General features: G+C 62.3%; 17 protein-coding genes. 13 read left to right on the top strand and 4 right to left on the bottom strand.

The window, feature by feature from the left end:
- The first annotated feature begins 43 nt into the window (after window positions 1-43).
- Both YUO_RS0132155 and YUO_RS45350 read left to right on the top strand, forming a co-directional pair.
- Window positions 44-1744 (top strand): methyl-accepting chemotaxis protein, encoded by a 1701-nt coding sequence (locus tag YUO_RS0132155; protein ID WP_028350919.1) that lies wholly within the window; start codon window positions 44-46, stop codon window positions 1742-1744.
- A gap of 309 nt (window positions 1745-2053) precedes the next feature.
- Window positions 2054-3154, top strand: a complete 1101-nt coding sequence (locus tag YUO_RS45350) for a C45 family autoproteolytic acyltransferase/hydrolase (protein WP_083754798.1) — start codon at window positions 2054-2056, stop codon at window positions 3152-3154.
- 219 nt (window positions 3155-3373) lie between these two features.
- Here the strand turns inward: YUO_RS45350 and YUO_RS0132145 are convergent, their stop codons facing one another.
- The gene (locus tag YUO_RS0132145) at window positions 3374-5080 is read right to left on the bottom strand and encodes a methyl-accepting chemotaxis protein (protein WP_028350917.1); all 1707 of its coding nucleotides are present in this window, start codon (window positions 5078-5080) and stop codon (window positions 3374-3376) included.
- A gap of 447 nt (window positions 5081-5527) precedes the next feature.
- Here YUO_RS0132145 and YUO_RS0132140 point away from each other — a divergent pair, with 447 nt between their 5' ends.
- The 5 genes from YUO_RS0132140 to YUO_RS0132120 all read left to right on the top strand — a co-directional run bounded on the left by YUO_RS0132140 (window position 5528) and on the right by YUO_RS0132120 (window position 13149).
- Entirely contained in the window at window positions 5528-6910 is a 1383-nt protein-coding gene (locus YUO_RS0132140) for an ethanolamine ammonia-lyase subunit EutB (RefSeq protein ID WP_028350916.1), read from the top strand.
- 132 nt (window positions 6911-7042) lie between these two features.
- Window positions 7043-8629, top strand: a complete 1587-nt coding sequence (locus YUO_RS0132135; protein WP_028350915.1) for a B12-binding domain-containing radical SAM protein — start codon at window positions 7043-7045, stop codon at window positions 8627-8629.
- A gap of 6 nt (window positions 8630-8635) precedes the next feature.
- Window positions 8636-9430, top strand: coding sequence for an ethanolamine ammonia-lyase subunit EutC (gene eutC / locus YUO_RS0132130; RefSeq protein ID WP_028350914.1), 795 nt, complete (start codon window positions 8636-8638; stop codon window positions 9428-9430).
- Window positions 9431-9641: 211 nt separating this feature from the next.
- A complete protein-coding gene (locus YUO_RS0132125) occupies window positions 9642-12032 on the top strand; it encodes an efflux RND transporter permease subunit (protein ID WP_028350913.1) in 2391 nt (796 codons plus the stop codon).
- A 58-nt stretch (window positions 12033-12090) separates the two neighbouring features.
- Entirely contained in the window at window positions 12091-13149 is a 1059-nt protein-coding gene (locus tag YUO_RS0132120; RefSeq protein ID WP_028350912.1) for a hypothetical protein, read from the top strand.
- 69 nt (window positions 13150-13218) lie between these two features.
- Here the strand turns inward: YUO_RS0132120 and YUO_RS0132115 are convergent, their stop codons facing one another.
- A complete protein-coding gene (locus YUO_RS0132115; RefSeq protein ID WP_028350911.1) occupies window positions 13219-13722 on the bottom strand; it encodes a hypothetical protein in 504 nt (167 codons plus the stop codon).
- Between the two features lie 414 nt (window positions 13723-14136).
- On the opposite strand from YUO_RS0132115, the gene YUO_RS0132110 reads away from it, so the two are divergent.
- The 6 genes from YUO_RS0132110 (at window position 14137) to YUO_RS0132085 (ending at window position 20306) form a co-directional block, all read left to right on the top strand.
- Window positions 14137-14379, top strand: a complete 243-nt coding sequence (locus YUO_RS0132110) for a hypothetical protein (protein ID WP_028350910.1) — start codon at window positions 14137-14139, stop codon at window positions 14377-14379.
- A gap of 189 nt (window positions 14380-14568) precedes the next feature.
- Complete coding sequence (hpnC, locus tag YUO_RS0132105) at window positions 14569-15447, top strand: squalene synthase HpnC (RefSeq protein ID WP_028350909.1); 879 nt, start codon at window positions 14569-14571, stop codon at window positions 15445-15447.
- Window positions 15444-16283 (top strand): presqualene diphosphate synthase HpnD, encoded by an 840-nt coding sequence (gene hpnD / locus YUO_RS0132100; protein WP_028350908.1) that lies wholly within the window; start codon window positions 15444-15446, stop codon window positions 16281-16283. The genes hpnC and hpnD overlap by 4 nt, the downstream gene beginning before the upstream one ends.
- Window positions 16283-17536 (top strand): hydroxysqualene dehydroxylase HpnE, encoded by a 1254-nt coding sequence (hpnE, locus tag YUO_RS0132095; protein ID WP_028350907.1) that lies wholly within the window; start codon window positions 16283-16285, stop codon window positions 17534-17536. The genes hpnD and hpnE overlap by 1 nt, the downstream gene beginning before the upstream one ends.
- 65 nt (window positions 17537-17601) lie before the next feature.
- The gene (shc, locus tag YUO_RS0132090) at window positions 17602-19563 is read left to right on the top strand and encodes a squalene--hopene cyclase (RefSeq protein WP_051379749.1); all 1962 of its coding nucleotides are present in this window, start codon (window positions 17602-17604) and stop codon (window positions 19561-19563) included.
- On the top strand, window positions 19560-20306 hold the full coding sequence (locus tag YUO_RS0132085) for a phosphorylase (RefSeq protein WP_051379746.1): 747 nt from the start codon (window positions 19560-19562) through the stop codon (window positions 20304-20306). The genes shc and YUO_RS0132085 overlap by 4 nt, the downstream gene beginning before the upstream one ends.
- Window positions 20307-20412: 106 nt before the next feature.
- Here YUO_RS0132085 and hpnH read toward each other — a convergent pair whose 3' ends face one another.
- On the bottom strand, window positions 20413-21573 hold the full coding sequence (gene hpnH, locus YUO_RS0132080; RefSeq protein ID WP_028350904.1) for an adenosyl-hopene transferase HpnH: 1161 nt from the start codon (window positions 21571-21573) through the stop codon (window positions 20413-20415).
- A 41-nt stretch (window positions 21574-21614) separates the two neighbouring features.
- On the bottom strand, window positions 21615-22541 hold the full coding sequence (ispH, locus tag YUO_RS0132075; protein WP_028350903.1) for a 4-hydroxy-3-methylbut-2-enyl diphosphate reductase: 927 nt from the start codon (window positions 22539-22541) through the stop codon (window positions 21615-21617).
- Window positions 22542-22648 lie beyond the last annotated feature (107 nt).

The following is a 22648-nucleotide window of genomic DNA, read 5'->3' as shown; positions in this document are numbered from 1 at the left end:
CGTTTTCGTGGTTGTGCGGTGATCGCCGCACTGAAGGGGTGACATGCTCGGCTGGATCAAGAACATTGGCCTATCATGGAAAGTCCAGCTCGCTCCGGCGTTCCTGATCGCCGTCCTGATCGGGCTCGGCGCCTACGCGTTGCAAACGCTGCGGTCGAATCAGGCCGCCGTTGACGCGTTGGTGTCCGGTCCGGTCCGGCAATCGGAGCTGGCCAACGATCTCACCACAACGGTGTGGACGGCGCACGCCAAGCTCTATCGTCTTGCGGCCACGGCGGCCAATGAAAAGGACGAGAAGAAAGTAGCGGCGGTCGCCAAGGAGGCTTCGGCTGCGGCCGGCAAGATTTCCGAGGCGCTGAAGGCCGTCGAAGGCATCAAGGGCGGGCTCGGCCCGGAGACTTTCGACAAACTGAAAGCTGCGGTCGCGGGCTATCTCAAGCAATCGAAAAACGCGATCGAGATGGCCGACGGCGACGCCGGTTCGGCGCTGATATTCATCAAGGGTGCAGAGCGCAATTTTGCCGTCATTGAAAAGCTGGTCGATGACCTGATCGCCCATAGCAGCGATAGCAAGGATCGCGAGATTGCCCGTGCCGGGATCAAGCTCGAGCAACAGCAGATGACGCTGACGGTGGCCCTGCTGGTGGTTGCACTCGCCGGCATCCTGGTTTCGTTTTTGATCGGCCGAAGTACGTCCCGTCCCGTCGTGGCGATGTCGAGGGCGATGCGCGAACTTGCCGCCGGGCATTTCGAGGTCCAACTGCCCGGCCTCGAGCGCCGCGATGAAGTCGGCCAGATGGCGCACGCGATTCAGGAATTCAAGGTGCAGGCGATCGCCAAGGCGGAACGCGAGACGGCGGAGCGTGAGGAAAAGAACCGCGAACTGGCATCGGCACGCCGTGCCGAGCTCCATAACCTGGCCGAGAGTTTCGAGATCGCGGTCGGCAATATCGTCGAGAACGTTGGCTCGGCCTCGGCCGAATTGGAAAATTCCGCCGCGATCCTGACCAACAGCAGCGTGGCCACCCAGGAACTCTCCACCGTGGTCGCCGCGGCTTCCGAGGAGACCTCCAGCAACGTGCAGTCGGTGGCGTCCGCCACCGAGGAAATGGCCAGCTCCGTCAATGAAATCGGCAGGCAGGTTGCGAATTCCAACCGGATCGCCAACGAGGCCGTCGTTCAGGCGCAAAAGACCGACGCCCGGATCATCGAATTGTCGGAGGCGGCAAACCGCATCGGCGACGTAACCAAGTTGATCACCACGATCGCCGAGCAGACCAATCTACTGGCACTCAACGCGACCATTGAGGCCGCCCGCGCCGGTGACGCCGGCCGCGGCTTTGCGGTGGTTGCCCAGGAGGTCAAGGCGCTCGCCACCCAGACCGCCAAGGCAACCAGCGAAATCTCGACCCAGATCGCCGAGATGCAGTCGGCGACGCAGGAATCGGTGCACGCCATCAAGGAGATCAGCGGCACCATCGGCCGGGTTTCCGAAATCGCCGCGGCGATCGCTGCCGCCATCGAGGAGCAGGGCGCTGCCACCCAGGAGATCGCGCGCAACGTGCAGCAGGCGGCCGTGGGTTCGACCCAGGTCGCGACCAGCATCGCCGACGTCAACCGTGGTGCCGGTGAAATCGGCACGGCGTCGTCACAGGTGCTGGCGAATGCGCAACTGCTCTCCAACGAAAACAAGCGCCTCAAGGCCGAGGTCGGCAAGTTTCTCGCAACCGTGCGGTCGGCTTAGGCTGTTGGTGAACGTGGCTTGATCCACGTCCGCTTTGCAGCATTTTGCGGACTTAAGTCGGACATCGCCCAAGTGCCAAGAGCCGACACGCGCGTCAGCAGGGCCGCACTCTAAACTCCTGAGTCTGCTCGGGGCTGCGAGCGAGAAAATTTGCAATTTCAGTCAGTGTAGATGCGGCTCCTGCGCTCGTAAAGGCCGCCCAAAGCTCACCGGTTATGCTTGGCTCCAGCTTGACGGGACACGACGCTCACAAGAGCTTTGCGTGTGCAGAAGTGATCAGCAGCGATCGGATTCGGAAAGAGACTGGAGATGACCAAGCCTTGGAACGTGGACGTGTTGCAATGCAGAGGAAGCTCCTATGACGTAGGCATACTGTTGGCCGAAGGCTTTCTGAAAACCACACGCGGATTCACTTTTCATAGGCGCAAAGGGTATCGTCCATTCGGCTTCATTCTGAAAGACGCGCAGGCCGCTCTTTGCACCTACGCGCCGAATATTTGGGAAGAACTACACGGACTTGCAGACGGCCTGAAAATTCCACTAGAGCGGGCCGTCGCCGAATACTCGAACGCCCGTCTGCTCTTTCCGAAGCGTGGATGCTCCTCAGTAATGACGAAAGCGCTCTACGGTCGCAACTACGACTACAGTCCGCGTCGATATGATCGTATCCTGCTCGCCATCCAACCAAATGGTGTGCATGCCAGCCTGGGATTTTCGGATAGACTTACCGGTCGGGTGGATGGAATGAATGAACACGGCGTTTGCGTCGGGTTGCACTTCGTCAATTTCAAGCCGGTCCGGCCCGGGTTGGTCTGCATCCTTATTGTCCGCATGGTATTGGACCAATGTGCGACGACGCGGGAGGCCGTCAGATTACTCACGCGAATTCCCCATGGCCAACCGTTTAACTATTCGATTCTCGATGCAACCGGGGCCGCAGCGGTAGTTGAGGCTTCGCCTCTGGCAACATCCGTGCGCGATGGTCGGCAGCTCGCTTGCACCAATCATTTTCAGATCGCAGCGCTTGGACGTTACAACCGACGTAACGCGGGGTCACATCGGCGCCTTCCCCCTCTCGAAACTTGGTCCCGTGCCGAACTGTCCCCTGAAAAGCTATTCATCGCTCTCAACCACGCGGGATCGCCGGTATTCGATCATGCTTATCGGTCTGGATCGGGCACACTGCACACATTCGTGTGTGAACCGGCCGAAAGAACAATGCTTATCGGGGTAGGCGGCGACGCATCGCCTCAATCTATTTGCCTCGCGAATTGGACGCGGGGAACATCTCTTGGTTTGTCGAAACTAGAAGGGCAACTGGGGACGCTTGACAGACCCTTCGATCCCACGATCCGGATTCCGTCGAAGAAGACCCTCGCAAGAATTTCAAACAGCGCAGCTGGCAAATGAGCAGTCCGTGGGGCATTCAGTTCCGGGCAAGCCGGTAGCAGCGGAGAACCGAGGTGAAATTCTAGGGAGGGCGCGGGCGCGGCTTCCGGTTTGGGTCATTCGCGTCGATTTTGCCATATCAGCGATATGTCCGATATCCAGCTCATCTCGCACCTGGCGATTCGACGTTGCGAAAGTCGTGGGCTCCTCACACTTGGCGCGAACCGGAGATGCTGCCGGCTACGTGCCGGTCCGCCGCGGCTGTTCGGACGAATCGGCGCGCAGGTTGCGGAAGAATTTTTCGACCTCGCGCGACAGCGTTTCGGCCGTGGCCGTCAGTTCGCTGGATGCCGTAAGGACCGAAGTCGCCGCAGTGCTCGTCGTGCCGATCGCGTCGCTGAGCGACCCGATATTGACGACCAGCGTTCCGTTGCCCTGCGCCGCCAATTGCGCGTTCGCCGAGATTTCACGGGTTGCCGCATCCTGCTGCTCGATCGCGCTGGCAATGATGGACGTCACCTCGTTGATGTCGCGCACGGCGGCGCCGATCTCGCGGACCGCTTCGACGGAGGTTTTGGTCGACGTCTGGATCAGGCCGACGTTCTGGCCGATTTCGGCGGTCGCCTTGGCGGTCTGCTCGGCCAGCGCCTTGACCTCGTGGGCGACCACGGCGAAGCCGCGGCCGGCGTCGCCCGCGCGCGCGGCTTCGATCGTTGCGTTGAGCGCCAGGAGGTTGGTTTGCTCGGCGATCGCCTGGATCAGGTTCAGCACACCGTCGATGCGCTGGGTCGCAGCCGCAAGCCCCTCGATCTCGGAGACCGATTTCTCGGTGCGCTGGCCCGCCTGCTCGACGGCGCTGGCCGACTGACGCACCTGGCGGCCGATTTCCTCGACGGAAGCGGAAAGCTCTTCGGCAGCGCTCGCGACGGCGGAGACGTTGCTGGAGGCCTGTTCGGTCGCACCGTTGGCGGCCACCGCGCGTCCGCTTGCTTCCGATGAGACGCTGGCGATGGTCTGGGCGGTACCGCGCATCGCGGTGGCATTGTCAGTGACCGCGCGCAGTACGCCGCCGATCGCTTCCCGGAACGCATCGACCGAAGCTTCGATGTGGCGGGTGCGCTCGTCACGCGCCCTGGAATCTTCCAGCACCTGCGAATTGAGGTTGCGGTTGCGATCCATCGCTTCCTGGAAGATCTTGATGGCACGGGCGAGCGCTCCGATTTCATCGGCGCGTTCGGCATGCGGAACCTCGACGCCTTCGGCGCCGTCGGCCACCTGCTTGATGGTGGCGGTGATGACCGAGAGCGGGCGCGCGATCGAACGGGAAATGATCAGTACGCCGAGGACGACCACCACCAGCGCCAACACGCCGAGGCAAGTCAGGATAAATGCCATCGTATGGTTGGTGTCGGTCTGTTGGGCCAGCCTCCCGCTGCGTTCGGCATAGACCTTGGAGAGCGCCTCGAGATCCTTGTTGAGCGCGGTGCGCACTTGGCGGTTGGCGTCGTTGTCGCCCCATTCACGCCCCGCAGCCCCGTTGATCTCGACGCCGCGGCGAACCAGCTCCTTGCGGAAGTCGACGAACTGTTCGATGCGCTTCTTGAAGGTGGCGAACTGCTGGGCGTCGTCGGCCTGGACCAGCGTTTCCCAGTTCTTCACGACATCAAGGATGCGCTCGTTGAACTTGAGCAGTCCGTCGCCGTATTTCTTCACCACCGGCGGCTCGCTCGACATGTAGATGCCGCGCGATTCCATCACGACCGCATAGACCAGCGAATTGATGCGCTCGACATTGAGCGCGGCGCGGCTCGCGATCGAGACCGCTTCGGTGAGGGCCGCGTTCTGGCGGGTGTTGTAATCGGACAAGGCCGTGATGGCTGCGACGAGCAACGCGAACAGCGCGAAGATCGAATACAATTTAGCTGCAAGCGAAAGTCGGGATGCCATGGCGCCACCAAAATAAGTACGGGAGATTCAGCCGTATCGGCACGCCGGATGGGATCCAGTGAATGCCGTCAGCGTAGGCAATGTGCTGAATTTTGGTGGAGAATGTCTTAACGCGCGAAGTTCGTGGAGCTGCAACTAAAGGCAAATCATCGAGTAACTTCAAACGATTACTTGGATATCGTGCAATACCTCGCCGGGAAAATTCGGCAAGTTGGTGCGACTGCAACGGGCCTTGGTATATCAGCGCAATTGGAGGTGGCTGGTACGGCCGATGCGGGCAATACCACCACACGGAAGCATCCGCGTCTCCCGAAGGACGCTTCGCATTGGCAAGCATCCGCGGCCCTCACGGAAGTCCTCGATGTGATCGATAGCTGCATAGCCTTGGCCGGTCGCCCGGCATAGACTGGCCAGGCAACGGAGTGGGCACGGCGCAGGAAGGTCAGCATGGTTTATCGGCAGATCATCGGTGCCACCACCTATGCGTTCGACGGTTTGCGCGAGCTGCTCGCCAAGGCGACGCCGCCGCGATCCGGCGACCGTCTTGCCGGCGTCGCGGCCGATAGCGCGGAACAGATGATCGCAGCGCGAATGGCGCTCGCCGACGTACCGCTGAAGCAGTTCCTCAACGAGGCTGTCATTCCCTATGAGGATGACGAGGTCACCCGGCTGATCATCGACAGCCATGATGCCCCGGGCTTTGCCGCCATATCTTCGCTGACCGTCGGCGGCTTCCGCGACTGGCTGCTCTCCGATGCCGCAACAAGCGCGTCTTTGGCGAAGGTCTCGCGCGGGATCACGCCGGAAATGGCCGCCGGCGTCTCAAAACTGATGCGCAACCAGGACCTGATCCTGATCGCCAAGAAATGCGCGGTAACCTCGGCCTTTCGCAATACCATCGGCCTGAAGGGGCGGATGAGCGTGCGGCTGCAGCCTAACCATCCCTTCGATGACGCCAAGGGCATTACCGCTTCGATCCTCGACGGCATTCTCCTGGGGTCGGGCGATGCCTGCATCGGCATCAATCCGGCCAGCGACGATCCGGCCGTGATCGGCGAGTTGCTGCGGCTGCTCGACGGCATTATCACGCGGCTGCAAGTCCCGACGCAGGGCTGCGTGCTCACGCATGTCACCACGACGCTTGGCTTGATCGGGCAGGGTGCGCCCGTCGATCTGGTGTTTCAGTCGATCGCGGGAACGGAGGCTGCCAACCGCAGTTTTGGCGTCGATCTCGCGCTGCTGCGCGAGGCGCGTGAGGCGGGGCTGTCGCTTCGTCGCGGCACGGTCGGCGACAATTTGATGTATTTCGAAACGGGGCAGGGCTCGGCGCTGTCGGCCAACGCTCATCACAATGTCGACCAGCAGACATGCGAGGCGCGGGCTTACGCGGTAGCGCGCGCGTTCGATCCGTTGCTGGTCAACAGCGTGGTCGGTTTCATCGGTCCGGAGTATCTTTACGACGGCAAGGAAATCATACGCGCCGGCCTAGAGGACCATTTCTGCGGCAAGCTGCTCGGCCTGCCGCTCGGGGTCGACGTCTGCTACACCAACCATGCCGAAGCCGACCAGGACGACATGGACAATCTGCTGACGCTATTGGCCGCCGCCGGCGTCACCTTTATCATGGGCGTGCCGGGCGCCGACGACGTCATGCTGAACTATCAGTCGACCTCGTTTCATGACGCGCTCTACGTCCGGGACCTCTTCGGCTTGAAGCGGGCGCCCGAGTTCGACGATTGGCTGGTCCGCTCAGGCCTCGCGGACGGCAATTTCCGGCTTGTCGGCAACGCCGGCCTGCTGCCCGAATTTGCCTCGCGGCTGATCGCCTGAACTCCGGCCTGCAGATTTTCGTGCAACCAATTGAACCCAAAGCGAGTTAGAAGTCACAGCCACAATATTGAAGAATTTCTGGCCCAACTTTCAATGTCGTGCTTAAATTCATGTCAGCCTTGAGGAAATTTGATGAGAGCTGAAGGCATTGGAACGGTACGGCGTATCCTGTGCGTCTTCCCGCGCTATACGTCTTCTTTCGGCACGTTCGAATACGCCTATCCCCTGACCGCTGGCGTGAAGGCTTTCATGCCGCCACAGGGCCTCCTCCTGATCGCGGCCTATCTCCCGGCAAACTGGCAGGTGCGTTTCATCGACGAGAACATTCGCCCCGCCAGCAAGGAAGACTTCGAATGGGCGGAAGCGGTCTTCGTCAGCGGCATGCACATCCAGCGCCAGCAGATGAACGACATCTGCCGCCGCGCCCATGCGTTCGATCTTGCGGTCGCGATCGGCGGCCCGTCGGTGAGCGCGTGCCCGGATTACTATCCCTCGTTCGACTATCTCCATGTCGGCGAACTCGGCGACGCCACCAATGAACTGATCGCGCGGTTGGCGCGCGACCCTTCGCGTCCCGAGCAGCAGGTGGTGCTGACGACCAGCGAACGCCTGTCGATGACGGAGTTTCCGATTCCGGCCTACGAGCTGGCGGAAGTGAAGAAATACCTGCTCGGCAGCATCCAGTATTCGAGCGGCTGCCCCTATCAGTGCGAGTTCTGCGACATCCCCGGGCTCTATGGCCGCAATCCGCGCCTGAAGACGCCGCAGCAGATCGTTGCCGAACTCGACAGGATGCGCGAATGCGGCATCACCGATACGATCTATTTCGTCGACGACAATTTCATCGGCAATCGCAAGGCTACCCTCGACCTGCTGCCGCATCTCATCGAATGGCAGAAGCGGACGGGCTATGTCGTGCGGCTGGCCTGCGAGGCGACGCTGAACATCGCCAAGCGGCCCGAGATCCTGGAGAAGATGCGCGAGGCGAGGTTCGTCACTGTGTTCTGCGGCATCGAGACGCCCGATCCCGACGCGCTGCATGCAATGCACAAGGACCACAACATGATGGTCCCGATCCACGAAGGCATCCACACCATCAATTCCTATGGCATGGAGGTCGTCTCCGGCATCATCATGGGTCTCGACACCGACAAGCCGGGCACGGCGGACGCACTGCTCAACTTCGTCGATGAATCGCGGATTCCGCTGCTGACGATCAATCTGCTGCAGGCGCTGCCGAAGACGCCGCTGTGGGACCGGCTGGAGCGCGAGGGGCGCCTCAATGACGACGAGAGCCGCGATTCCAACGTCGAATTTCTGATGCCTTACGACCAGGTCATCAATTCCTGGAAGCGATGCATGGAGGTCGCCTTCCAGCCTGAAAAGCTCTATGCGCGCTACCAGTATCAATGCGACTACACCTACGCCAACCGGATCAAGGTGCCGGTCGCGCCCGAGATGAAGACCTGGCCCAACATCAGGCGCGCGCTGATCATGCTGCGCAACATCTTCTGGCAGGTCGGGGTGCTCAGCGATTACAGGCGCGTGTTTTGGAAGTTCGCGATCGGACGCCTCAGGTGCGGCGATATCGAAGGGCTGATCGGTTCGGCCACGATCGCGCATCATCTGATCAAGTTCGCGCGTGCGGCGTCCGGCGGCCAGCAGAACGCGTCGAACTATTCGATGCGGCTGCGCGAGGCTTCCGTCCCTGCCGAGTAAAGGCCCATGAAAACGCCGGCGCCGCCGACCCGCTCGCTCGAAGCTCTGCGGGAGCTGACGCCGGCGCGCGTCGGGCTCGGCCGCTCCGGCGCGAGCATGCCGACCGACGCGCTGCTTGCCTTCACCCTCGACCACGCACGCGCCCGCGATGCCGTGCATGCCACGTTCGATGTGGAGCATCTGGTTGCCGGATTGGCCGGCCTCGGCCTGGAGGTCAGTGAGGTTTCCAGTCAGGCGGGCAACCGGCGCGACTATCTGCGCCGCCCCGATCTCGGACGCATGCTCGACCCGGATTCACGACGCGCGCTGGAAAAGCAAGGCGGCGGTGCAAACGGAGTTGTGATCGTGATCGGCGACGGGCTGTCGCCGGCGGCCGTCAATGTCCACGCGGTCGAGCTGGTTCGCCATCTTGCTCCGCGCCTGACGGAGGCCGGGATCCGGTGCGACCATGTCGTGGTCGCTTCCGGCGCGCGCGTGGCGCTAGGCGACGAGATCGGCGCCGTGCTCGGCGCGCAGATGGTGGTGATGCTGATCGGCGAGCGGCCCGGCCTGTCGGCCCCCGACAGTCTCGGCGCCTATCTGACCTTTGCGCCGCGCAGCGGCCTCACCGACGAGAAGCGCAATTGCGTATCCAATATCCACGGCGCAGGTCTCAGCTACGATGAGGCCGCCTTCAAGATCGCGTGGTTGGTGCGTGAAGGCATCGCGCGCCAGGTCACCGGCGTGGCGCTGAAGGACGAAAGCGGAACCGCGCTGATCGCCGCCAGTGGTGCCGGCAGGTGTGGCAAATCAGAGACTTAACGCGCATTTTCGACATTTGCGTGCCGATTTGCCCTGCCGCGCGCGCTTGCCGGATCAGGTTCGGGCCTGTAAAACGGCGCCGAATTAATTTACCGCGTGATTTCAAGGGCTAGTGCCGATCGGATAGGGGTTGGCAAAGCCGTATTCGCGCCACCAAGCTGCACAAAAAACCAAGCGACGCAAACAGGCCGACGTGAGAACTGGACAGGGTATGCTCGACAAGAACTCGGAAAGTCGCGTCCACGTCGCAGCCATAGAGGAGCCGCCGCAGGGCAAGAGCATCGCCTTCGGGCTCGAGCGCATGGGGCTGATCGCGGTCAAGGCGCCGATCCTGTCCATGGTCATTCTCGCGGTGCTGATCGTGGCAGCGATCTTCGGCATCCAGCGCATCAAGATCGACGACTCGCTGAGCCAGTTGTTCCGCTCCGATTCCAAGGACTTCAAGCAATATGAGGCCGTGACCAAGCGCTTTCCGGCGACCGAATTCGACGTGCTGGTCGTGGTCGAGGGTAAGACGCTGCTGGCCCGCGAGAACCTCGAAAAGATCCGCGACATGGTCACCGACCTGCAACTGGTCGAGGGCGTGCGCGGCCTGGTCTCGCTGTTTTCGGCGCGTCAGGCGCCGGAGCCCGGCAAGTTGCCGGCCGCGCTGTTCCCGCCCGAACTGCCGCAGGGCGCCGCCTACGACAAGTTCGTCGAGACCGTCAAAACCAACGAGATCATTCGCGGCAAGCTGTTGTCCGAGGATGGCACGCTGGCGCTGATCGTGCTGTCGCTGGAGCCGAAGGTCGTTTCCTCGAACGATCTCGGCACGGTGGTCGGCGAAATGCGGAAGATCATGGCCGAGGATCTTTCCGGCAGCGGGCTCAACGCCCAGCTTTCCGGCGTTCCCGTCATGCAGCTCGAAATCCGCAACGCGGTCAAGCGCGACGGGCTGACCTACAATATTCTCGGTATCCTGGCCGGCTGCATCATCGCGATCATTTTCTTCCGCAAGATATCGTTCATGGTCGTTGCGGCCTTCCCGCCGATCATCGCGATCCTGCTCGCGCTCGGTGGCCTCGGGTGGGCCGGTTTCAATCTCAACATGTTCCTGAACGTGATGACGCCGCTCATCATGGTAATCAGCTTCTCGGACTCCATGCAGTTGACGTTCGCGGCGCGCGACCGCCTGATTGCCGGCCAGGACAAGCTGAAGGCCTTCACCAATGCCGTGCTGATAGTCGGCCCGGCCTGCGTGCTGACCCATGGCACCGCCGGCATATCCTTCATCGCGCTGCAATTCTCCGATTCCGAACTGATCCGCAAATTCGGCGAGGCCGGTCTTGCCGCCACCATCATCGCGCTGGTGGCCGTGCTGTCGCTGGTGCCGGTATTCGGCGTGCTGTTCGTCCGCAACGAGAAGATTTTTGCGGTGAAATTCCAGAGCGCCGACGCTGGCGTGCAGGCGCTGCGCAATTTCTGTTACTGGATTGCGGTGCGCATGGTCGGCCGCCCCGGCATGTTCAGCCTGATCGCGCTGATCTTCGTCGGTGCGCTGGGCTACATCTACGCCACGCTGGAGCCGCGCTACCGGCTCGCCGACCAGGTGCCGGACAAGCGGCAGGCGGTGGCGGCATCGGGCCGGCTCGACGCCAAGCTCACCGGTGCCAATCCGATCGACGTGCTGATCGAATTCCCCAAGGGCGCCTCGCTCTACGCGCCGGAAACCTTGAAGACGATCGCCGACGTCCACTCGATGGTCGAGAAGTCGGCCGGCGTCGGCAACGTCTGGTCGCTGGAAACGCTGCGCCGCTGGCTCGCCGAGAAGGCCGGCAGCACCGACGTCGCGACGCTGAAGGAATATGTCAGCGTCATTCCAGAACATCTGGTCCGTCGCTTCATCTCGGCCGAACAAGATGCGGTGGTGGTCTCAGGACGTGTGCCCGATCTCGATTCGAGCGAAATCCTTCCCGTGGTCGACAAGCTCGACAAGGCGCTGGACAAGGTGCGCGCCGAGCATCCAGGTTACGAGATTGCGGTCACCGGCCTGTCGGCGATTGCCGCCCGCAACAGCGCCAACATGATTTCGAAGCTGAATGCCGGCCTCACGGTCGAGTTCCTGCTGGTCGCGATCTTCATTGGCCTCGCATTCCGCTCGGTCGTGGTGATGTTCTCCTGCATCCTGCCCGGCATTTTTCCGGTCGTAGCATCGGGCACGGTGCTCTGGATAATGGGTGAGGGGCTGCAATTCGCCAGCGTCGTCGCGCTGACGGTATCGTTCGGCCTCGGCTTGAGCGCCACCATCCACTTCCTCAACCGCTTGCGGCTGGAGAGCAAGCCGGGCGTGACCGCGGGACTGGCGGTTGAGCGCGCCACCGTGCTGGTCGGTCCGGCGCTGATTCTGACCACGGTGGTGCTGGCCTGCGGCCTCGGCGTCACCGTGTTCTCCGACCTGCCGTCGCTACGCTTGTTCGGCTGGCTCAGCGCGTTCTCGATGATCGCAGCGCTGGTCGCGGACCTCTTTATCCTGCGGCCGACCTCGATGTTCCTGATCAGCCTGTCGGAAAAGATTCGCGGCGTCAGTCACGCCAAGCCGGCGGAGAACAAGGCTGCCGAATAACGAACGCTGCTGAACAACAGGGGTTGCCGGCCAACGGCAACCGCAGAGGGGCTGAGGAATGACGTCTGCAGGATTAGCCGCTCGCCCTGCGGCCGACGCTGCCGCCAACCGCGCGGTCGAACACATCTATCATTCCTATCTCACCGGGCTGATCCTGATGCTGGCGTCGCGGGCCGGCACGCCGCGCGCGGCCGAGGTGGTATTTCGCACCTTCCGGCGCCAACAACTGGCGCGCTTCCTTCCCGGATTGAAGAAGCTCGGCCTCGACCAGCTTCCGCATGCGGTCGCGTGCGCCCAATATCACTATCTGTCGAACCAGGTCGGCGGCGTGAAGGTCGAATATGTCTACGAGAGCGACAGCAAGGCCTGGGTGCGCTATCCGCCGCCGCGCTGGATCTGGTCCGGCACGGCCATTTGCGGAATCCCCTCGGACGTCTCGCGGGCGATGCTACGCGGATGGCACGCCAACAACGGCGTCGTGCTCGGCAATCCCAGGCTCGGCTTTGTCTGCACGGGGCAGACCGTCGACGGTCAGCCGGGGCTCGAAGGTTACTACAAGGAATGGGATCACGATCTCGCGCCCGAGGAGCGACTGCAGTTTTCGCCGGGCGAACGCTGTCCGCCGTTCCGCGCCGAGCTCGCGCCGCGCCTGCCGGAGAACACATGGCCGGAGGAACGGCTGCAGAAAGTGCTTCGCAATTATGCGATGGAGTACATCACCTCGATCGTTCCGGAGACGATTGCCGTGCTCGGACCGGACGAAGGCGGCCATCTCGCCGGCGCCGCGGCGCGACTCGTCGGGATGCACACCTTCGACGACGTCGCTGCGCTATTGGGTGGCGTGGAGGCGGGGGCAGTGGGTTTCGCCAAGGCCTTCGCCCGGCTTGCGCGGGGGCAGGACGACGATGCGGAACTAGAAGTCGAAGGCTGGGGCGCAACCGTGCGCCAGACTTCGTGGCGCCTGATGGCGGAACGTGAAGCGCTGTCGTCTCAAGTGTTCGATGCCTGGAACGAATTGTGGGTGGGGGCCGCGCTCGCGCATGATCGCTTCATGCGTGTCGAGGTGACGGAGCGCCGCGACCGCGGCGAGGCGTATTGGGCGTGGCAATTCTGCTAAGCTGCCGAAAATAAAAATGGCGGCACCTTGGGGGAGCCGCCATTGGCACGACTGCTTTGAAGAATCGAATCAGGTCCTGGTCATCGTGATCTTGACGCCGCGGATCTCGCCCTTGGAGTCGATCTGCACGCTCTGCTTGTTGCCGGTGGTGCGCAGATTCAGGTTGGCTGCAAATCCCGATGCTTCGACAAACACGTCGATCTGGCCGCCACCGGCGGTGCCCTGCAGATTGCCGAAGATGTTTCGGCTCTTTTCGCTCCAGTTGCCCGAAATGCGTTCACCCTGGCTGGTGACATCGCTCGAGAGATCGAACTTGTAGCTGTCGCTGGCGCAGTGCAGGTTTTGCTTCAGGCCAAGACCGTTGGCGTTGACCTTGTAGTCGGCCTTGCAGCGGATGTTCTCGGTGGTGCCGTTGGAGAGCGCGACCGTGCCTGTGCCGCTCCAGTTTCCGTCGAAGCCTGCAAACGGGCCGCCCGCCTGCGCATGGCTTTGGGCGACCGACAACATCAGTGCGGCGCCGACGCCGGCCGCTGCGAGAGCCTGACGGAGCAAGCTGGAACCAAGCAGTTTCATCGTGAGTTTTCCCCTTAAATAGACGTTCTTCGCAAAGATAGGTCTCGCCACATCGAAGATTTAGTGTTCCCGCAGTATGTTAGGTTCAAAATGACCGGATGCTGTTTCCGGCGGTCGCGGCAGAAAGAAGCGCCGCAAGCGACCGAGGGAATCAAAGCGTTGCCGGCGCAGCATCTAGCTTCGCTCAAGACCGTCTGCAAGAACCAATTTCCGAGAAAGTGTGGCAGAAATACACGTTAGATATCAGCCGGTTATTTACCGCGCTGAAATCGCCGTAAATTTAGCCGTATTTGCCATGCTTGTCCTGTACACGTTGCTGCGTTACGCGGCACCTATCATCCAAACAAATCCGCCCGGCGAAGCCGAAACGCAAATCGGGAACGGGATTTCATGCTGCCGAAATGAAGGAATACGATGCGTAAATCTCTCCTGGCCCTCACTTTGTTGTCGATCTCGGTTTCTACGAGCGTCTTCGCCCAGCAGCCGCAGCAGCGCAGCGGAACGGCGGAGGAGCAGAAGGCCTGCACCCGTGACGTGCAGAAGCACTGCCGTCCGGTCATCGACCAGGGCGACCTCACGATCCTGGCCTGTCTCAAGGAGAATCGCTCCAAGATCAGCGCGGCCTGCAACACGGTTCTCAAGAACAACGGCCAATAAGGCGCGCTGCGCCCGTTAATCCTCGCGGAAAAAGGCCATTTTCGGCTCTATGACGCGCGTCACGGGCGGGGTTAATAAGCCCATATAGCATTGGTTTTGGTAGCGTATTCCCCTATATGGGGCTCGCGATCTCGCATGCGCCGAGCGTCGGCGCATGCCGCCAATCCCGATTGATGTAGCCAGTTTTTGATGACCACCGCGAGCGACCTGCGATCTGGAAAGACCGACCGCGACGAGAATTTTCCTGTCGCGTCGTGGATCATTCATCCGCGTCACCGGGCGCTGATCCTCGCGTTCTACAATTTCGTCAGGACTGCCGACGACATCGCCGACCACGCGACCCTTAGCGCGGAGGAAAAGCTGCGCTATCTCGACCTGCTCGAGGCCGAGCTGCTCGGCAATGGCGACACGCAAGCGGAGGCCGTCAATCTGCGCCGTGCCTTGGCCGAGCGCGCGATGGCGCCACGCCATGCGCTCGACGTGCTGGTCGCGTTCCGGATGGACGTCACCAAGCTGCGCTACGAAAACTGGGACGACGTCATTCATTATTGCCGCTATTCGGCCATGCCGGTCGGCCGTTTCATGCTCGACGTTCATGGCGAGAGCGCCTCGACCTGGGCTGCTTCCGACGCACTGTGCGCGGGTCTGCAGATCAACAACCATTTGCAGGACTGCGGCAAGGACTACAAAAACCTCAACCGCGTCTACCTGCCGCGCGATGCGTTGGCGGCAAGCGGGGCCACCGTCGAGATGCTGGGTGAGGCGAAATCGCAGCCGGCGCTGTTGCAATGTCTCCATGCGCTCGCGGTGCGGACTGAAACTCTTCTCAATGAAAGCAAGCCGTTGAGTGCCGCGGTAAAGGATTTCCGGCTCGGGCTTGATATTGCCGTGATCCAGGCATTTGCCGACAAGATCGTCGGCATGCTGAAAGTGCGCGATCCGCTTAGCGAGCGCGTGCATTTGAGCAAGCTGGAGTTGCTCGGCCATACCATCGGCGGCATCGCCGGCGAGATCTCCCGCCGCGCGATCGGACGCCGTCCCCAGGCAAATTCGGCGGCCGGCGCATGACGTTGCATCCGGCGGCGGCCAACGCAGATTACGGTGCTACCGCGTCCGGCAGCTCGTTCTACGCCGCGATGCGCATCCTGCCGCGCGATCAGCGCGAGGCGATGTTCCAGATCTACAGCTTTTGCCGTCAGGTCGACGACATCGCCGATTCCGACGGCCCGCGGCCCGAGCGGCTGGCCGCGCTTCAGCAATGGCGCGACGATATCGATGCCCTGTATCAGGGGCACCCACCGCCGCGTCTGCAGGACTATGCCGCGTCGGTCAAAACCTTCGGTCTCAAGCGCGAGGATTTTCTCGCCGTCGTCGACGGCATGGAGATGGACGTGCCGCAAGACATCCGGGCGCCGGATCTTGCCACCCTCGATCTCTATTGCGACCGCGTCGCCAGCGCCGTCGGGCGACTGTCGGTGCGCGTGTTCGGCCTGCCTGAGGAAGACGGCATCCTGCTCGCCCACCACCTCGGGCGCGCGCTGCAATTGACCAATATCCTGCGCGACATCGATGAAGACGCCGGCCTCGGTCGCCTCTATCTGCCACGCGAGGGGCTGCTGCTTGCCGGTATCACGACCGACAATCCGCAGCGGGTGATCGTCGATCGCGCATTGCCGAAAGTATGCCTGCCGCTGGCCGAGCGCGCGAAAAAGCATTTCGAGAAAGCCGACGAAATCATGAAGCGCAATTCGCGGCGCGTAGTGCGCGCGCCGCGGATCATGTCGAAATATTACCGCGCGATCCTGGACTTGCTGCTGGCCCGGGGCTTTGCCGCTCCGCGCGAGCCGGTCCGCGTCCACAAATGGGCGAAGATCGCCATCCTTCTCCGATACGCGATCATCTGATGCAGAAAAATGTTCATATCATCGGCGCCGGCATTTCCGGCCTTTCGGCGGCCGTGCGGCTCGCCAACGCCAATTACCGGGTGCATGTCCACGAGGCCACGCAGCAGGCCGGCGGCCGTTGCCGGTCCTATTTCGATGCGGCCACCAACCTCACCATCGACAACGGCAATCATTTGCTGTTGTCCGGCAACCGTCATGCGCTGGCCTACGCCAAATCGATCGGCACCGAGACGGGGCTGGTCGGGCCAAAGCTTGCGCAGTTTCCTTTTGTCGACATCTCAACCGGCCAGCGCTGGCAACTCGACCTTGGCGAGGGCAAGTTGCCGTTGTGGGTGTTCGACCAGGCGCGCCGCGTCCCCGATACCAAGCTGTTCGATTACCTTGCATTGATGCCGCTGATCTGGGCAGGGACCGACAAACTGGTCGGCAATGCGATCCCCTGCAAGGGCACACTCTACCAGCGGCTGGTGCAGCCGCTGCTGTTGGCCGCGCTCAATGTCGATCCGCCGGAGGGTTCGGCGGGCCTGGCCGGCGCGATCGTGCGGGAAACGTTGCTGGCGGGCGGGCAGGCCTGCCGGCCGCTGATCGCACGCGATGGCCTCAGCGCTGTGCTGGTCGAGCCGGCGATCAAGCTTTTGCAGGACAAGGGCGCCTCGATCCAACTCGGCAATGAGTTGCGCGAACTCGTGATGAAGGGCAGCGATGTCGGCGAGCTGAAATTCGTTGGCGACACCATTGCGCTCGGCCCCGACGACGTCGTGGTACTCGCAGTGCCGCCGCGCCCTGCGGCGGCGCTGCTGCCGGGATTGAAGACGCCGTCGAAATTCCGCGCCATCGTCAACGCGCATTTCCGCTTCGATCCGCCCAAGGATGCGCCGCCGATTCTCGGCGTCGTTGGCGGTCTCGTGGAATGGCTGTTCGCATTCCCGCAGCGTCTGTCGGTCACCATCAGCAATGGCGACCGGCTCGTCGACATGCCGCGCGAAGAACTCGCGCTGGCGATTTGGCGGGATGTCTGCAAAGCCGCCGGCCTGTCGGGCGAAACTCCATTGCCGCCCTGGCAGATCGTGCGCGAGCGCCGCGCGACATTTGAGGCGACGCCGGAGCAGAATGCACTACGGCCGGGCGCGGTCACATCATTCAAAAATCTGTTTCTCGCCGGCGACTGGACTGATACCGGATTGCCGGCAACCATCGAGGGATCGGTGCGGTCAGGCGATCGCGCCGCCGATCTGGTCTTGGCGAGGCCTTAGGCCTGAGGACGAGTTGCGTGACCGGCTTCACAGAGCCCGTCGCGAATATAGGGATGTATAGCGAAATGCTTGCCATCGACAAAACAAACGCCGTCGACCCCGTCGCGCTGGAGAAGAGCATCGCTTCCGCGACCGAAGCGCTGCTCGGCTATCGCCAATCCGACGGACACTGGGTATTCGAGCTGGAAGCCGACAGCACCATCCCTGCCGAATACATCCTGCTGCGCCACTATCTCGCCGAGCCCATCGACAGTCAGCTCGAAGCCAAGATCGCGAACTATCTTCGTCGCGCCCAAGGCAGTCACGGCGGCTGGCCGCTGGTGCAGGATGGCCCGTTCGACATGAGCGCCAGCGTCAAATCCTATTTCGCGCTGAAGATGATCGGCGATTCCGTCGATGCGCCGCATATGGTGCGCGCGCGAGAGGCGATCCGCTCCCGCGGCGGTGCCGCCCGCGTCAACGTTTTCACACGGTTTCTGCTGGCGTTCTACGGTGTATTGACTTGGCGCGCCGTGCCGGTGCTGCCGGTCGAGATCATGCTGTTGCCTATGTGGTCGCCGTTCCATCTCAACAAGATTTCCTATTGGGCGCGCACCACGATCGTGCCGCTGATGGTGATGGCGGCGTTGAAGCCGCTGGCGAAGAATCCCAAGGGCGTCGGCATTGATGAGTTGTTCCTGCAGGATCCCAAATCGGTCGGCATGAGCGCGAAGGCGCCGCATCAAAGCTGGGGTTGGTTCACGCTGTTCAGCACGCTGGACAAGATCCTGCGCGTGGTCGAACCGTTGTTTCCGAAAGAGCTGCGCCAGCGCGCGATCGATGCCGCGCTCGCGTTCATCGAGGAGCGGCTTAACGGCGAAGACGGCATGGGTGCAATCTATCCGCCGATGGCCAACATCGTGATGATGTACGACGCGCTCGGCAAGGGGCCGGATTATCCGCCGCGTGCGGTCACCCGCAAGGGCATCGACAATCTGCTCGTGATCGGCGAGCACGAAGCCTATTGCCAGCCCTGCGTCTCCCCGGTGTGGGACACCGCGCTGACCTGCCACGCGCTGGCGGAGGCCGGCGGCGAGGACACGCTCAAGAAGATGAAGCAGGGCCTCGACTGGCTGAAGCCGCGGCAGGTGCTCGAGCTCAAGGGCGACTGGGCGGCGAAGGCGCCCGACGTTCGTCCGGGCGGCTGGGCGTTCCAGTACAACAACGACCATTATCCCGATCTCGACGACACCGCCGTGGTCGTGATGGCGATGGACCGGGCGCGCCGGCAGACCGGCAGCAAGGAATACGATCAGGCGATTGCGCGCGGCCGCGAGTGGATCGAGGGGCTGCAGAGCCGTGATGGCGGCTGGGCCGCTTTCGACGTCAACAACCTTGAATATTACCTCAACAACATCCCGTTCTCCGATCACGGCGCGCTGCTCGATCCGCCGACCGAGGACGTCACCGCGCGCTGCATTTCGATGCTGGCCCAGCTCGGCGAGACCGCGCAAACCAGCAAGGCGGTCGCGGACGGCATTGCCTATTTGCGCCGGACCCAGCTCGCGGAGGGCTCCTGGTACGGTCGCTGGGGGCTGAACTACATCTACGGAACCTGGTCGGTGCTGTGTGCGCTCAATGCCGCTGGCGTGGACCACCAGGACCCCATGATTCGGAAGGCGGCGGACTGGCTGGTTTCGATCCAGAACCGGGATGGCGGCTGGGGCGAGGATGCGGTCAGTTACCGACTCGATTACAAGGGGTATGAGCAGGCGCCATCAACCTCCTCGCAAACGGCATGGGCCTTGCTTGGTCTGATGGCGGCCGGCGAGGTGGAGCATCCGGTTGTCGTGCGGGGCGTGGAGTACCTAAAAGCCACACAGACCGAGAAAGGACTGTGGGATGAGGCACGTTACACGGCTACAGGCTTTCCGCGGGTGTTTTACTTGCGGTATCATGGCTACTCGAAGTTCTTTCCGCTCTGGGCGCTGGCGCGGTATCGGAATTTGAGAAGCACCAACAGCAGGGTGGTAGGGGTCGGGATGTGACTTTGGAGGCGGGGGCCGCCGCGATCGTGGGCAGTTCGGTTGATCGCAATTCGAATGATCCGCGACCGGTTTTGATCGTTACAGGATTGGTGCAGGAAGCCCGCATTGCGGCCGGGCCCGGCATGATCGTCATCTGCAGTTCCAGCGATCCGCAGCAATTGCGCGCACTGCTGGCAACGCTGGATTCTACCACTTTCAGGGGTGTGATCTCGTTCGGCGTCGCCGGCGGGCTCGATCCGTCGCTGAAGTCGGGCGATGTGGTGGTGGCGACCGAGGTTCTCGCCGGCGATACCCGGTTTCTGGCGGGTCTGGCGCTGAACGAGGAAATGATTGCCCGCGCCGCGCTACGCCGCCGGCGCGTGGTCCGTGGCATTCTTTCGGGTGTGGAACAGGTGATCGCGGCGACCGCTTGCAAGGCCGCGCTGCATTCGGAGACCGGGGCGGCGGCGGTCGATATGGAAAGCCATATCGCGGCGGCCTATGCGGCCGAAGCGGGACTTCCGTTCGCGGCGCTGCGGGTCATCTCCGATCCGGCCACCAGGGCGCTTCCGGCGCTCGCCAAGAGCGCCATCAAGCCGAATGGCGACATCGACCTCGGCAAGGTGCTGCGCGGAGTGGCGCGCAATCCCGCCACGCTGCGCGCGCTGGTCTCCACGGGGCTCGATTTTAACCGCGCGCTGCGCTCGCTGCGCGGCTGCCGCGGCTTCCTGCATGGCGAGAGCTTTGCCATGGCGGAGGCCTGAGGGCGGAGCGGCAGGCAGCTTCAGAATTTTCGAAAGCGTCAGACAAATAGAAAAGGGCTCCGATTCGCTGAGAATCGGAGCCCTTTAAACTTGTTCCCGTGCTCGCTCAGGCGGCGGTGGAGGCCTTCGCCTGCTGCTTGGCGGCGGCGGCAGCCGCCTCATCGCGGCGGATTTCCGACAGCTTCTTCTGAACCTGTTCGGAGAAGATGTACTGCGCCGGGCGCTGGTTGGAGAGGTCGATCTCGGGCGCCATCGGGCCCGAGGTGCGGACGCCCCGCAGCGCGACCCACATCGCCTTGAGGGGATTGGTCAGCGCGGCGTTGGCAGCGGTCGGCTCATAGCCGCAATGCGCCATGCAGTCGGCGCACTTCTCGTAACGGCCGGTGCCGTAGGAATCCCACTCCGTGGTCTCCATCAGCTCCTTGAAGGTCTTGGTATAGCCTTCGCCGAGCAGGTAGCAGGGCTTCTGCCAGCCGAAGATGTTGCGCGCCGGCATGCCCCAGGGCGTGCATTCGTAGGACTGGTTGCCGGCCAGGAAGTCGAGGAAGAGACCGGAATGCATAAAATTCCACTTCTTGCCCTTGCCGAGCGCAAAGACGTCGCGGAACAGTTTTTTGGTCTTGGTGCGGTTGAGGAAGTGCTCCTGGTCCGGGGCGCGCTCATAGGCGTAGCCCGGCGACATCGAGACGCCGACACCGAGTTCGGTGGTGAAGTCCAGGAACTTCGCGATGTCCTCGGCGGCATGGCCGTCGAAGATGGTCGCGTTGACGTTGACGGTGAAGCCGCGGGCCTTCGCGGCCTTGATGGCGGAAACCGCGCGATCGAACACGCCCTTCTGCGATACCGCCTTGTCGTGGTGATCCTTGAGGCCGTCGAGATGCACCGAGAAGAACAAATACGGCGAGGGCTCGAACAGATCGAGCTTCTTTTCCAGAAGCAGCGCGTTGGTGCAGAGCGAGACGAACTTCTTGCGCGCCACGAGGCCGCGCACGATCTCGCCGATCTCCTTGTGGATCAGCGGCTCGCCGCCGGGGATTGCCACCATCGGCGCGCCGCATTCGTCGGCCGCATCCCAGCATTCCTGCGCGGTCATGCGGCGATTGAGGATCGCATCGGGATAGTCGATCTTGCCGCAGCCGACGCAGGCGAGGTTGCAGCGGAACAACGGCTCCAGCATCAGCACGAGCGGATAGCGCTTTCGGCCAAGCAGCTTCTGCTTCATCAGATAGGCGCCGATACGCATTTCCTTGAAGAACGGTATTGCCATTTTGGAGATTTTCTTTCTGGACCTGTAAATCTTGAAGTGGATCAACCCGCAGTCAGTTCGGCCGGAAGCCGGAACTCGATGTTTTCCTCCCGGCCGGGCAGCACCGAAACCGTGACGGGTCCGATACGCCTCAAAGCCTCGATCACGTCGTCAACCAAAACTTCGGGCGCCGATGCGCCCGCCGTAATGCCGACAGCCTTTGCATCCTTCAACCAAGCAGGGTTCAGCTCGCTCCCGTCGGCAATGAGATAACTCGCGACGCCGACCTCGGTGCCGATTTCGCGAAGCCTGTTTGAGTTGGAACTATTGGCGGCCCCCACCACCAAGATGACGTCCACCAGCTTACTCAGGTCCCTTACCGCAGATTGGCGGTTCTGTGTCGCATAGCAGATATCCCGGATGTCGGGGCCTTGAATATCTGTAAATTTGGCCTGAAGGGCGGCGATTATGTCTTTTGTGTCGTCCACGCTGAGGGTGGTCTGGGTGATATAGGCCACCGGAGCATCGGTCGGCAGCGGCAGGGCCGCCACGTCGTCCACGTTCTGGACCAGGAGAACCGGGCCGGGAACCTGGCCCATAGTGCCCTCGACCTCGGGATGGCCGGCATGGCCGATCAGGACCAGGGTGCGGCCCTTGGACATATACCGTTTACCCTGATTATGGACCTTGGTGACCAGCGGGCAGGTGGCATTGAGGACCGGCAGGCCACGGGCGGCGGCCTCTTCCTCGACGCTGCGGGCGACGCCATGGGCGCTGAACACGGTTACCGCGAGTGGCGGAACCTCCGACAGGTCCTCGACGAAGATCGCGCCCTTGGCCTTCAGGCTTTCGACCACGTATTTGTTGTGCACGATCTCGTGCCGGACATAGACCGGCGGGCCGTATTTCTCGAGCGCACGCTCAACGATTTCGATGGCACGCACGACGCCCGCACAAAATCCGCGGGGCTGCGCTAGATACACTTCCATGGGATGTCCATTACGCAAGTTGCACCAAGTACCGAATTCGCAAATTTACCCGAAGGCCTCCGTGCAGCCGATCACACTTCGGATATTTGCAATATCCGCACCATGGC

This window comes from Bradyrhizobium murdochi (genome assembly GCF_000472965.1).
Lineage (GTDB): Bacteria > Pseudomonadota > Alphaproteobacteria > Rhizobiales > Xanthobacteraceae > Bradyrhizobium > Bradyrhizobium murdochi.
This window is presented reverse-complemented; position numbering and strand designations above follow the sequence as displayed.